Raw genomic sequence first — 12,958 nt, 5'->3', positions numbered from 1 at the left:
CTCTTACGGCTGCGGCTTCTTCGAAACGTACAGTACGCCATTCTGCTCCCCACAGAAAGCAAACTTTTCACGACGGCCACACAGAGCCGCAGAGCCGGCCACATATAGTCTCGACTGCTTATCCAGGTACAAGGTCTTGAGCTGATGCTCCTGCGGCAAGGTAAGTTGCTGGCCGGCCGAAGAATTAACGCCTACCGTTTCTACATAAGACGAAGTGGAGTTGGGCGATGTTGGCGTGAGTTTGTACGCTAGGCTATATTCTGTGCCACTTGGGGTGGTAACCACGGCGCGGGCCACGCGAGGATCGAAATGTTCCCGCCTCCAGTTACGGTAACGCTGCCAGGTCAGGCCTTCATCCAGGCTGAAAACAGAGGGGTGTGTAGCATAGCTTGTGTTCGGGGCTGTATTCACTTGGCCCGTCAGCGCCAACAGAGTATCCTGAATCTGTGCGAAACCCATGACACCAATACTACTTGGGTAGTTTCCCTGCTTCCACGTCTTGCCCCGGTCCTTGGTCTGGTAGATGTGAAAGGCAGTACTAATCACCAAGGTACCATCCAGATTGCCCGAAACCGCTTCAATAGCCCGGTCATCGGGGGCTCTGAGGGCGTACCACTCGGCGTATTCAGTTTGGAATGCGGGAGTGGGCTGCACGTCCTTTTCCTTCTGGCAGGCACCCAGCGAGAGGAGCAGTAAAGCGGATAGAACCAGTGGTTTCATAATAGCGGTAAGAATTAGATAGAAGACCTGGAATAAAGCCGTAGCCCACTGACCCTTCATAGTCAGGAAGCTGAGGTAGGGCACGGCTTGTTCGTGAGCAATGCGCAGCCAAGCTACCAAGTTTTACCGACAGGCACCTGGCAGAGGCAAAATAGTAACACTTGGCTTGTTCCTACCCATGATTTCGGCCTAGGCTGTCGGGGCGCCAAAAACAGGTTGCTTATTTTTGTGGCGCCTATGTGCTGTTGCTTTCCTCGTCTTTTCGCCCTCACCCCACCCTGAGAACTGGCCAACCAACTCCCCACCCCTGCTTTCTGTCGGAAGCGGGCTTCTCTGTTTTTGCCTTTTCTCAGTCTTCTTATGCTTTCTGTTTCCGCTTACCTCGCGCAGTATAAAGTCAACCCCAAAAACGAAATCCTGGCCGGGCTCACGACGGCTTTGGCCCTGGTGCCCGAGGTAGTAGCTTTTGCTTTGCTGGCCCATATCAGCCCGTTGGTGGGCATCGGCTCAGCCTTTATCATCTGTCTTATTACCAGCGTATTCGGGGGTAGGCCAGGCATGATATCGGGCGCGGCCGGTTCCGTCGCCGTCGTGATTGTGAGCTTGGTGGTGCAGCACGGGGTAGAGTACCTGTTTGCCGCCGTGGCCCTGATGGGTCTGCTTCAGGTGGCCGTGGGGTTGCTGCGGTTTGGCAAGTTTATCCGGCTGGTGCCGCAGCCGGTGGTATTTGGCTTCGTCAACGGCCTGGCACTTATCATCTTCATGGCCCAACTAGAGCAGTTTAAGGTGCATGATGCCGCGGGTGCCGAGCACTGGCTTACGGGTCCGGCCCTGTGGCTGATGCTGGGACTAGTGGCCCTGACTATGGCCATTGTGTACTTTCTGCCCAAGCTCACGAAGGCGGTGCCGGCCTCGCTCACGGCTATTATAGTGGTGTCGGCGCTGGTGATACTGGGCCGACTGGAAACCAAGTCGGTGGGCGATATTGCCTCTATTGCCGGGGGGCTGCCGCAGTTCCATCTGCCGCAGGTGCCGCTGGAGTGGAACACGCTGGTCGTCATCTTTCCCTACTCCGTGATTATGGCGTTGGTCGGCCTTACCGAAAGCCTGCTTACGCTCACGGTAGTGGATGAAATAACCGACACCCGCGGCCGCAGCAACCAGGACTGTGTGGCCCAGGGCCTGGCCAACATTACCTCGGGCTTGTTCGGCGGGATGGGCGGCTGCGCCATGATTGGGCAGACGATGGTGAACTTGGAATCCCGGGGGCGCGGGCGCCTTTCCGGGGTAGTGGCGGCGGTGGCGCTGGCCTTGTTTGTGGTGGTGGGCTCCTCTCTCATTGAGCGCCTACCCCTCGCGGCGCTGGTGGGCGTGATGTTTATGGTGGTGATTGGCACTTTTGAGTGGGCCAGTCTGCGCATCCTGCGCCGTATGCCCCTGACCGATGTGCTGGTGATGCTGCTCGTGACGCTGGTAACGGCCATTTCGCAGAACCTGGCCTTGGCCGTACTGCTGGGGGTAGTGGTATCGGCGCTGGCCTTTGCCTGGGAAAACGCCAAGCGCATCCGGGCCCGCAAATTTGTGGATGCCGCCGGGGCCAAGCACTATGAAATCTTTGGGCCGCTGTTTTTCGGCTCGGTGCAGGCTTTCACAGAGAAATTCGACGTGCAGCAGGACCCCACTCAGGTCATCATCGACTTCCAGGACAGCCGCGTGGCCGATATGTCGGGCATCGAGGCCCTGAACAAGCTCACCGAACGGTACAGCCGCCTGGGCAAAACCCTGCACCTGCGCCACCTCAGCCCCGACTGCCGCCAGCTCCTGCACAACGCTGGCGCCCTCATCGAGGTCAATATTCTGGAAGACCCCGAGTACCGCGTAGCCACTGACCGGGAGTAGGTTACACCTTGCCTGGTGGGGTAGGCACGTAGGTTAGCACGTAGGCCGGGGGTAGGTTCAGCAGCACATGCTCCTCCTGCAACGGCCGGAAAAAACGCTCGAACAGCCGCTTATTCTGCAAAGAATACTGGAAAAGAATAAGCTTGCCTTCTGGGCCAAGTATCTGCGCCGTGTGCTCAAGGATTCGCCACCCTAGGCGCCGCGGCAACGAGGAAAACGGCAGGCCGCACACCACGTAATCAACCTGCCCTACCCCCAGTTCCTGCAGGTATTGCCCGGTTTTATCGGCCGAGCCGTGCACGACGTGGACGCCTGCGTGGCCGGCGTAGCGCTGGCGCAGCAACTGGGCAAAGCGGCGGTTGGCTTCCACCAGCACCAACACCGTTTCGGGCCGGCGCCGGCTCATGAGGGCATCGGTAAAAACGCCCGTACCGGGTCCGTACTCCACAATGCAGGAAGCCGTGGCAAAGTCAATGGGCTCCATCACCTTACCGGTCAGGGCCGGAGAACTGGGTGTAAGCGAGCCAACCGTGGCCGGGTTGCGGAAAAACTCTTCGACAAAAGGGGAAAGCATACTAGCTAGAAAGGTTTGAGCGGTATGGAGGGGTAGCGAATGCCTTGTTTCAGGGCCAGGTAGTTCTCTGGTTTTGTACAGAAGCGGCTTCTGCTCAGATGACATTTATCAACCAATGCGTAGCACCTCGCGTGCTTTTCTAGACAGGTCATGTCGAGCTGGTCGAGACATCTTACGTGCTGACGTTGTGCTACTAACCAGACGGCACGCGAGATGCCTCGGCCAGCTCGACAGGAAGTTCCTGTCTATGCAGGCTGCATCAGCTACCCCCGGCGCCTCGTTGAAACCGCGCCAGATAGGGGCCGGTGCGGCTTTGCTTATGGCGAGCTACCTCGGCGGGCGTGCCAGCGGCTACCACCTGCCCGCCTTCGTCGCCGGCGCCAGGGCCGATGTCCATCACCCAGTCGGAGGCGGCCACCACGCGCATGTCGTGCTCCACCACAATGACGGTGTTGCCGGCTTCCACTAGCCCGTCGAGCTGAACCAGCAGCTTTTCCACGTCGGAGGGGTGTAGGCCGGTGGTGGGCTCATCAAGCACGTAGAGGGAGTTGCCGCGCTGGGCCCGCTGCAGTTCCGTGGCCAGCTTAATGCGCTGGGCCTCACCGCCCGACAACTCGGTGGCCGGCTGCCCCAGGCGCAGGTAGCCCAGCCCTACCTCGCGCAGCACCGTGAGGGCCCGCTGAATGGTGGGCTCCTCATCGAAAAATTCCCAGGCCGCATCCACGGTCAGGCTCAGCACCTCGGCAATGTTTTTGTCGCGGTAGGTTATTTCCAGGGTTTTGGCGTTGTAGCGGGCCCCGTGGCACACCGGGCAGGGCGCGTACACCGAGGGCAGAAACAGTAGCTCCACCATCACAAAGCCTTCGCCCTGGCAGTTTTCGCAGCGGCCTTTGGCTACGTTGAAGGAGAAACGGCCGGCATCGTAGCGGCGCTTGCGGGCGGCGGGGGTGGCGGCAAACAGCTTGCGCACATGGTCAAAGAGTCCGGTGTAGGTGGCCATGTTGGAGCGCGGCGTGCGGCCAATGGGCTTCTGATCGACGCGCACCAGCCGCTTGATGTGCTCCATCCCACTCACAATTTTACCACCGGTCTGCGGCGTTGCACTTCGCTCCAGCGGGTCGGCCTCTTCCTCCTCGGCTTCCACGGTCTGCCCCAAGCACTCGGCCACCAGCTCCACCAGCACCTGACTTACCAAGCTGGATTTGCCGGACCCCGACACGCCCGTGACGGTAGTAAACACGCCCAACGGAAACTCCACCGTCAGGTTTTCGAGGTTGTTGCGCCGCACGCCCTGCAGCCGCAGCCAACCGGTGGGAGTGCGGGGCTGCGGGGCGCCTACCCCCTCGCCCTCTGCGAACAGGAAGCGGCGTGTTTGAGAAGCGCTTACCTCAGCCAGGCCCGCGGGCGGACCGCTGTACAGGATTTGCCCGCCCTGCTCTCCGGCCGCGGGTCCCACGTCCACCAGCCAATCGGCCTGCCGAATAACGTCGAGGTTGTGCTCTACTACAAACAAGGAGTTGCCGGCCTGCTTGAGGCTGTGCAGGGCTTTCAGGAGAGCTTCGGTGTCTGATGGGTGCAGGCCGGCTGAGGGCTCATCAAGCACATACACGACCCCGAACAAGTTGGAATACAGCTGGGTGGCCAGCCGCAGGCGCTGCAGCTCCCCCGGCGACAAGGTGGGCGTACTGCGCTCCAGCTGCAGGTAGCCCAACCCCAGGTCCAGCAGCACCGACAGGCGGGCGCACAGGTCCTGGGCAATGCGCTGGGCCACAATGGCCTGCTCGGGGTGGGCGGCATCCTGCTTTTTGCGCCCGGTGGCGTTGCCCTCAGCATAAGGCTTTAGTAGCTGCGCCACCCGCTTGAGCGGCAACCCCGACATATCGGCAATATCCAGCCCGGCAAACGTCACGGCCAACGACTCGGGCCGCAGGCGCTTGCCGTGGCAGGTGGGGCACTCGGTGCTGAGCATGTACTGCAGGGCGCGCTTTTTCATGAGCGGGCTCTGGGTGTTAGCGAAAGTATGCAGCACATGGCGCTTGGCGCTGCTGAAAGTGCCCATGTAGTTTGGCGGCTCCTTGCGCTTGAGGGCCCGTTGGGTTTCCTCGGGGGTGTAGCCAGGGTACACGGGCACCACCGGCTGCTCTTCCGTGAACAGAATCCAGTTGCGCTGCTCCTGGGGCAGCTCGTGCCACGGAATGTCCACGTTGTAGCCCAGAGTCACGAGGATGTCGCGCTGGTTCTGGCCGCCCCAGGCCTGGGGCCAGGCCGCAATGGCCCGCTCCCGAATGGTCAGGGACGGATCGGGCACCATGCTTTGCTCGGTTACCTCATAGATGCGGCCCAGGCCGTGGCAGGTGGGGCAGGCACCTTCGGGGGTGTTGGGCGAAAAGCCCTCGGCGTACACAATGGACTGCCCGGCGGGGTAGTCGCCGGCCCGGGAGTAAAGCATGCGCACCAGGTTGGAAAGCGTGGTGACCGAGCCTACCGACGAGCGGGTGGTGGGTGTGCCGCGCTGCTGCTGCAGGGCCACGGCCGGGGGCAAGCCCTCAATGCCATCTACCTCGGGTACGGCCATCTGGTGAAACAGGCGCCGCGCGTACGGAGACACCGACTCCAGGTAGCGGCGCTGAGCTTCGGCGTAGAGCGTGCCGAAGGCCAGGCTTGATTTGCCCGAGCCCGATACGCCGGTAAACACCACCAGCGCGTCGCGCGGAATTTCTACGTCAATGTTTTTGAGGTTGTGCTCCCGGGCCCCGCGCACCTGCACGAAGCCGTTGAAGGGTGAACCGGGGGTAGGAGTCTGCGAAGATTTCGCCATAGCGGAGGAGAGTGGGCCCGTGCGACGCGCTCGGGGCTGCCAGTGGGGTAGTAGCTTTGGCCCGAGCGCAGCCAGTCCCTGCTGTTACCAGTTTCCTGCCCTCAGGGTTATGGCCTGCCTGCTGCGCGGCTCTGATTAGCGCGTGAAAAACAGGACCGCCGCGGGGGGTAGCGGCCGGCATTTTTAGCTGGCCAAAATCCTACCTAATATTACCGTTCCGAAGGCTTGGCCAGCAGGACACGCTTCTGGGCACAAGCTTATTATTACCTCTCCATTTTCCCCTTTCTATTACCACTCCCTACCCCCTATCTATGCCTAAACCTTTACCCTTCCTGTTGTTTCTGCTGACCTTAGTGGCGGCCTGCGAATCCAAGAAAACCGAAGACCCCGCCCCCACTGCGCCGCTCACTGACAGCATCAAGCTGAACGAGCTACAGCTGCAGGGCGACTCCGTTGCCAACCTGACGTGGTCGGCGCTCAACAACCCCGATTTTGTGGAGTACCGCGTTATCCGGAAGGAAAGCCCAACCGAACCAACGAAACCAGAAGCTACCTTCCCCATCCGGGCACAGTTTATTGGCCGCCACCGCGACGTGGGTATGCCTTATACCGGCTACGTGCAGTACCAGGTGGTGGGGGTGTTGTCTTCGGGCCGCACCATTGAAAGCAACATCGTCACGCACCGCCGGCCCGGCGTGCAGAGTGTGGAGGCCTTTACCTTCGATGTGCAGTACGACAGCCAGAGCCGGAGCCTGTTCTTTTTTGACAAGCGTGGCACCATCCGCAGGTTCAGTGTGGAGAGCGGCCAGGTTAAGGATATACAGGTAGGCCAGACCATCGGGTACGGCAGTTTAAGCTCTTACCAGGGCCGGCAGGAACTCTACGTACCCTGCCAGGATGGCCGCATCCTGATTTACGACGCGGCTACCCTTACCAAACTCGATGAGCTGGATACTCACATGGGCCAACTAACGGACGTAGTAGCCAACAATAACCAGCTTTTTGTGTCGAGCACCTACTACTCCTTCGGCAGTCCGCTAAAGGCTTTCGACCGGGCTACGAAGGCAGAGGTTTCGCAAGGAGACTGGCGAGCCCGGAGCGGTATGCGCCTGAAAAAAATACCTGGCACCAATACCAGCCTGATCAGCCTCACCCTTTCCTCTTTCCCTACTGATCAGGTCCTTTTCCGCTTTTCACCCGCTGGCAGCCTATTGTCTTCCCAGAACGACCTCTACCACAGCGACTACCCTCTCGATAGCCGCCTGTTTGAGTTCTCGCCCACCGGCGACTGGTACGTGACAGGCTCCCAGGGCGCGGTGTACAGCCGCAGCATGACGTATCTGACGAGCCTGCCACGCAGCGGCAACCGGGAGTTTACCTGCTTTGGTTTTGATGCCGAGGCCCAGACCCTGTACGCCGGCACCTCGGGGAGGGCCGTGGAGGTCTTCTCCCTCAATGATTACCGCCGCCTGCGGACCTGGAAAACCCGCCAGTACCCCTACAAGCTGTTCAAGGATGGCAACCGCGGCTTTATCAGCGTCAGCACGCCCATTCGCCCCGATTACTACCAATATGACGATACATACTACCCCGGCAAAATGGTGATAGAGCACCTCGACTAACCCGGGCTGCCCCTGCTTTCTAGGCAGAAGGCAGCACCCGGCCCAGCACCTGCTCCAGCGCGGCCAGGGTTACTACCTCGCCCTGCAGCAGGACCCGGTGCGGCTGCCAGAGCAGCAGTTGCCGGGGGTAGCCGCTTTCGCTGGTCAGGCAGTACAGGGGGCCGCCCGGTGCGGTGGGGTAAGTATAGAAACCTTCGCGCTGCTCCGTAAAGCCATAGCGCAGTAGGGTATCGTGGAAGTAGCTCATGCCGCCGAAAGGGGGTAGAAAAAGGGTACCGAAAGACATACGCATCCACCCATAAGATGATGGCATTTGGGCGGGGTAATGAAACTTAGCCGGGAGCAGATGGGTATAGGCAGGTATGATGACCCAGCACTCCACTTCCGCCTTTGCCGCTGCTGAGCTCATCCTGATGGACGAGTATACGCAGCTGGATTTTGAACTTCTGGAACAGCTCGAGTATGAGCTTCACCCAGCCATAGAAGAACAAGAAGACCGGTTGGCCGCCTAGTAGATTCGGCCCGGTGACGGGGGTAGGCAGCATGCCTGAACCCACATAATCTTCGTCAGCACCAACTTCCCCTGCCGTAATCATACACGCCGCAGAATGCCTTTTTCTGCCCATTGGTCTGGCAGCGGGCTACGTGCTGGCTCGATGAAGTTTGCAGCGCAGCTCTACCCCCCTTATGTCGGCGTAAGCCTCCGCAGTAGGTGGCTTTAATAGTGCGCTGCAGGGTCCAGCTTGCCCAAACTCGACCAAAACCAACCTGCCGTTCCGTAGTATGTAGTTGCCAGCGGCCACTGCCAGACAAGGGTATTCAGCTACCCCTACCTGGTCGCGCCCACTATATCGGTGATCCTCCCCGGCAGCCCTGCCACAGGGCTGCATTCTGGCATTCAACACAACATGGATAGCGGCTCTGCTCTTGGTTTGGTGCCCGGTACGCCTTCTACGTACTGGCTTACCCGGTTTGTACTTCTGCGCCTGTTGGGGGCGCTGTATGCAGTGGCCTTTCTGGTGGCCGTGCAGCAAGTACTACCCCTGATGGGCTCCCAGGGCCTTTTGCCTGTTGGCTCTTACCTGAGCCAGATAAGCCAGGTGCTGGGCTCCGATTGGGCGGGGTTTGCGCGCCTGCCTTCTTTTTTCTGGTTTTGGCATTCTGATACTGCCCTGCTCGTGGGAGCCTGGGTGGGCCTGTTGCTTTCCTGCCTGGTCGTAGCGGGCTTCGCCAACGCCTTGGTACTGGCGCTGCTTTGGATGCTGTACATGTCGTTTGTGCACGTAGGGCAGGAGTGGTACGGCTACGGCTGGGAGATTCAGCTGTTGGAAACGGGTTTCCTGGCTATTTTTCTGTGTCCGCTGCTCGATATGCGGCCCTTTCCGCGGTACGCGCCGCCCTACCCCATTATCGTGCTGTTTCGGTGGCTGGCCTTTCGCATTATGCTGGGAGCGGGGCTGATTAAGGTGCGCGGCGACGAAATATGGCGCAACAGCACGGCTCTCTATTACCACTTCGAAACCCAACCCATACCGGGGCCCCTGAGCCGGTGGTTTCACTTTTTGCCGCGCCCGATGTTGCAGGCGGGCGTGTGGTTTAACTGGCTGGCCGAGTTGGTGGCCCCTTTCTTCGTTTTTGCCCCCCGGCTGGCGCGGCACTTAGCAGGCGGAGCCATTATTCTGTTTCAGCTCAACATCATTGTCAGCGGCAACCTCTCGTTTCTGAACTGGCTGACCATCGTGCCGGCGCTGGCCTGCTTCGATGACAGCTTCTGGGCCCGGGTGCTACCCCAGCGCCTGGTCCGAAAGGCGGCCGCCGCGGCGGAGCAAGCCGAAGACTCCCGGCCCATGCGCCTGACGAGTTGGGTGGTAACAGGGATTGTTGGCTTGCTGAGCATTCAGCCGGCGCTGAACCTGGTTTCGCCCGGCCAGATCATGAATACGTCCTTCGACCCGCTGGAGCTGGTAAACACCTACGGAGCCTTCGGGACGGTAGGTCAGGAGCGGCTAAACGTGGTGTTTGAGGGCACCCTGGACGAAAACCCGAGCGAACAGGCTAACTGGCAACCCTACATTTATAGAGGCCTGCCCGTAGCCCTCGACCAGCGCCCGCCGCAGGTTGCGCCCTACCAGCTGCGCCTCGATTGGCAGATGTGGTTTGCCGCTATGGCCTCGCCCAACGAGTATCCCTGGACCCTGCACCTGGTTTGGAAGCTACTGCACAATGACCCCGGCGCGGTAGGGTTGTTTGCCCGCAGTCCTTTCCCGAACAAGCCACCGCGCTACATTCGGGCAGTGCGCTACCGCTACCGCTTTGCCCCACCGGGCAACCCCGAGGGCCTGTGGTGGCACCGCGAGCAGGTTGATATCTGGCTGCCGCCGTTATCGGCTGATGACCCGAGCCTGGTTCAGTTTCTGCAGGGCGCAGGCTGGGTTCAGTAGCTCAGGCACACCAGGCGCCCTACCCCCTAGCTGGGCGGCAACTGCACCAAGCTCTCGGAGTTCATGCAGTAGCGTAGGCCGCTGGGCTCGGGCCCGTCGGGGAATACGTGGCCCAGGTGGCCGCCACAGATATTACACAGGGCCTCTATGCGGTCCATGTTATGGCTGGCATCGAAGGCGTAGCGAATAACGTTTTTGGCAACCGGCTGGGTGAAACTAGGCCAGCCCGATATGGCGTGGTACTTCGTGGCGGAGTCAAATAGCACCGTGCCGCAGCCGGCGCAGGCGTACACCCCGGGCTCGTAGGAGCGGCAATAGGCGTTGCGGTAGGGCGGCTCGGTGGCTTTTTGGCGCAGCACCTGATACCGGGTGGGGCTAAGCCGGGCCTGCCACGCGGCCTCCGGCAGCTCTAGGCGGCGCGGTGGCTCGGGGTTGCTGTATTTGGCAAACTTCAGGACGTCTATCCAGCGGATCATACTACCTTTGTGTTGAGGTTACCACTTAACCTGCTTACTTTCAGATAGTAAGCGAGGCACATCCGCTACGCTCAGTCTGTCTGCTGCATGAAAATTCTCTACGACTCCCCTCCCCTCTCCATTTCCTTTGACCCTGACCATATTTGGCTATACGTGGAATGGCGGGGCGTGCACGACGCTGCTTCAGCTCAGGCGGGTGGCAACTTGGTGCTGAGCCACTTACACCGGTATCCCTGCCACAAGATGCTCAACGACAACAGCCTGGTAACCAGCAGCTGGGAAGAGGGGGCCCGGTGGGTCGGCGGCGAGTACTACCAGGCCCTGGCCGATGAAGGCATGCAGTTTGTGGCTTGGGTGTGCCCGCCCAACTGGTCGGCGCGCAAGTCCATGGATACGGCCATGCAGTTTGTCACCAGGCCTATGGTAGTGCTGTTTGACGACGTGGCTACCGCCTACACCTGGCTGCTGCGGCAGGCTTAAAGCCGCTTAACTGCCAAGCTGGGGGTAGGCGCTACCCAATGCCCATCGGACCCGACACCGAAATTTCTGCTAAAGCATTCTGAACCTCAAGGAATAATGGCCGGGCCGCTACGTTGGGTTGCACGCACTCCTGCTGAAGCGCCCACAGCGCCTGCGCCGCGGCCGGAAAGGTGGCCGAGTCGGTGCGCTCCAGCAGCTCTTCCAGCAGGCACCCAAACGCCCGCACCTCCAGGCGCTGCAGGGCCAGGGCAGTGTCGGGCTGACCGGGCGTAAGGAAGCTGGCTGCTCCAAAGTCACTGAGCAGGGCCTGGCCGGCGGGGCTCGTGAGAATGTTATGAGCGTACACGTCGCCGTGCAATATGCCGCGGGCGTGGAGGTGAGCTACTGCCCCGGCTACCCCTTGCGCAATGCGCAAAGCCACTTCGGGCGTGAAATGGGTTTCGGGAACATACACGTCGCGGGTGCAGGAGGCGAAGCTGGGTGGACCGGCCAGGATGCGGAACGTCGGATCAATCAGCTCCAGCACTAAGCCTTCGGCCTGCGTGGGATGTTCCGCTATTTTGCCCTGCACATGGATAAGGCTGGGATGAGCTCCGGCGCTGATGCAAGCTACCATTTCGCTGTGGGGGAGTCCGTCGCTGGTGAGGGCACCTTTGAACAGCTTCACGGCTACCGCTTCTGCCGCCTTACCGGACGGCTCCCACTGGGCCCGATAAATTACACCCGAAGCGCCTTCACCCAGTTTTTGCGCTACAGCCAGGCTACCCCACGCTATACTCCGGATAGGATTACGAGCTTCCGCGGCGGCCTCTGCGGGCTGGCTGAACGGGTTACCAGCAAAAGCCAGCCACGTCAGGCGGGGCATGGTCAGGAGCCACTCGGGCAGGCTGCTGAAGCGGTTGGCCGCAATCCGGAGCAACTCCAGGTTGGTGCAGTTGGCAAGCGTTTCGGGCAGTTCCTGCAGCTGGTTACCGGCTAGCATCAGCTTCTGCAGGCGCAGACAGCCTCCAATTTCCGGCGGCAGCTCCCGGATCTGGTTGTCGGTCAGGATCAGCCAGCGCAGCTTGGGCGGCAGGGCCGCGGCGGGCAAGGTCTGAATCTGGTTAGCCTTGAACCCAATCATGCTCAACTCGGGGCACTCGCCCAGCACTTCCGGGAGGGTAGTAAACTGATTATCGGAGCAGAACAGGATGCGCAGCTTCTGCAGCCGCCTCAGGTCGGAGGGCAGGGCCGAGAGGCGGTTGCCGCTCAGGTTCAGGATTTCCAGGGTATCGGCCAGGTCGAAGATTTCGCGCGGAAACTCTCTTAGTCCTTCGGATAAGTCGAGGCGGGTGGCGCCGGCTAGTTCCCCGGCGCGTAGTTGAGCAAGCGTGTGCATGCGGCAAAGGTGGGAAAGGAAGACCGGACTCTCATGCTCTGCCTACCTCAGTGTAGGACTTCAACTGCTAACACGGGTGCCTCAGGTTAGCGGCACACCCATTCCCGCGCTTCTTCCAAGTTGGTGAACCGCTGCAGTGCAAATGGTAAAGCGGCCTCCTCATACTTGCGCCCAATGATGAACCGGTTAAGTGTTTCGTCTGCTTCCAGCAGCGCAAAGCGTTCTACGCCACTAGCAGCCAATTCAGGATGCAGGTACGTGAAGCTCCAGTCCAGGTCTTTAGGGCGCACTGCTCCCAGCAGCCGGTCGTCGGCCAGCCACCCTACTATCTGGTATTGTCGGGCCAGCTGCAACCCTGTTTTAATGGCTTGCCGAAAGTCAGCGCTGTTTACAAAGCCCTTCCATTGCATTTCCAGTACTTGGCATTTGCTGGTGTGCAGGTAAATACTGAGGTAGGGAAAATCAGCAACTAACTTCATGTAACCGGGTGCTCCTGAGCAAAATCAAGCCCGCGACTACTTACATAGCCGCGGGCTTGGTCATAAAAACG

Annotated in this window: 12 protein-coding genes; 5 read left to right on the top strand and 7 right to left on the bottom strand. The window is 60.3% G+C overall.

Annotated features, from left to right (window positions below):
* Positions 1–3: 3 nt before the first annotated feature.
* Positions 4–720: a hypothetical protein gene (locus DNI29_RS10650; RefSeq protein WP_123823209.1), complete on the bottom strand. Its 717-nt coding sequence runs from the start codon at positions 718–720 to the stop codon at positions 4–6.
* A 360-nt stretch (positions 721–1,080) separates the two neighbouring features.
* On the opposite strand from DNI29_RS10650, the gene DNI29_RS10645 reads away from it, so the two are divergent.
* A complete protein-coding gene (locus tag DNI29_RS10645) occupies positions 1,081–2,619 on the top strand; it encodes a SulP family inorganic anion transporter (protein ID WP_110978085.1) in 1,539 nt (512 codons plus the stop codon).
* 1 nt (position 2,620) lies between these two features.
* On the opposite strand, the gene DNI29_RS10640 is transcribed toward DNI29_RS10645, so the two are convergent.
* Together DNI29_RS10640 and uvrA are read right to left on the bottom strand one after the other, a co-directional pair.
* Entirely contained in the window at positions 2,621–3,193 is a 573-nt protein-coding gene (locus DNI29_RS10640; RefSeq protein WP_110978084.1) for a class I SAM-dependent methyltransferase, read from the bottom strand.
* A 259-nt stretch (positions 3,194–3,452) separates the two neighbouring features.
* Positions 3,453–6,011 carry an excinuclease ABC subunit UvrA gene (uvrA, locus tag DNI29_RS10635; RefSeq protein WP_110978083.1) on the bottom strand — a complete coding sequence of 853 codons (2,559 nt, stop codon included), beginning with the start codon at positions 6,009–6,011 and terminating at the stop codon, positions 3,453–3,455.
* A gap of 311 nt (positions 6,012–6,322) precedes the next feature.
* On the opposite strand from uvrA, the gene DNI29_RS10630 reads away from it, so the two are divergent.
* The gene (locus tag DNI29_RS10630; RefSeq protein WP_110978082.1) at positions 6,323–7,633 is read left to right on the top strand and encodes a WD40 repeat domain-containing protein; all 1,311 of its coding nucleotides are present in this window, start codon (positions 6,323–6,325) and stop codon (positions 7,631–7,633) included.
* Between the two features lie 19 nt (positions 7,634–7,652).
* Here DNI29_RS10630 and DNI29_RS10625 read toward each other — a convergent pair whose 3' ends face one another.
* Positions 7,653–7,919, bottom strand: coding sequence for a hypothetical protein (locus DNI29_RS10625; RefSeq protein ID WP_110978081.1), 267 nt, complete (start codon positions 7,917–7,919; stop codon positions 7,653–7,655).
* Positions 7,920–7,995: 76 nt separating this feature from the next.
* Between DNI29_RS10625 and DNI29_RS24465 the strand changes: the two genes are divergently transcribed.
* On the top strand, positions 7,996–8,145 hold the full coding sequence (locus DNI29_RS24465) for a hypothetical protein (RefSeq protein WP_162303576.1): 150 nt from the start codon (positions 7,996–7,998) through the stop codon (positions 8,143–8,145).
* A 396-nt stretch (positions 8,146–8,541) separates the two neighbouring features.
* Complete coding sequence (locus DNI29_RS10620; protein ID WP_110978080.1) at positions 8,542–10,074, top strand: lipase maturation factor family protein; 1,533 nt, start codon at positions 8,542–8,544, stop codon at positions 10,072–10,074.
* A 26-nt stretch (positions 10,075–10,100) separates the two neighbouring features.
* On the opposite strand, the gene msrB is transcribed toward DNI29_RS10620, so the two are convergent.
* Complete coding sequence (gene msrB, locus DNI29_RS10615; protein WP_110978079.1) at positions 10,101–10,550, bottom strand: peptide-methionine (R)-S-oxide reductase MsrB; 450 nt, start codon at positions 10,548–10,550, stop codon at positions 10,101–10,103.
* Positions 10,551–10,637: 87 nt separating this feature from the next.
* Here msrB and DNI29_RS10610 point away from each other — a divergent pair, with 87 nt between their 5' ends.
* On the top strand, positions 10,638–11,030 hold the full coding sequence (locus tag DNI29_RS10610) for a hypothetical protein (protein ID WP_110978078.1): 393 nt from the start codon (positions 10,638–10,640) through the stop codon (positions 11,028–11,030).
* A gap of 31 nt (positions 11,031–11,061) precedes the next feature.
* On the opposite strand, the gene DNI29_RS10605 is transcribed toward DNI29_RS10610, so the two are convergent.
* Positions 11,062–12,408, bottom strand: coding sequence for a leucine-rich repeat-containing protein kinase family protein (locus tag DNI29_RS10605; RefSeq protein WP_110978077.1), 1,347 nt, complete (start codon positions 12,406–12,408; stop codon positions 11,062–11,064).
* Positions 12,409–12,494: 86 nt separating this feature from the next.
* A complete protein-coding gene (locus DNI29_RS10600; RefSeq protein ID WP_110978076.1) occupies positions 12,495–12,887 on the bottom strand; it encodes an STAS/SEC14 domain-containing protein in 393 nt (130 codons plus the stop codon).
* Positions 12,888–12,958: the final 71 nt, after the last annotated feature.

This window comes from Hymenobacter sediminis, assembly GCF_003231285.1.
Lineage (GTDB): Bacteria > Bacteroidota > Bacteroidia > Cytophagales > Hymenobacteraceae > Hymenobacter > Hymenobacter sediminis.
The sequence above is the reverse complement of the archived record's forward strand: the minus strand, read 5'-3'. Positions and strand labels throughout refer to the sequence as shown.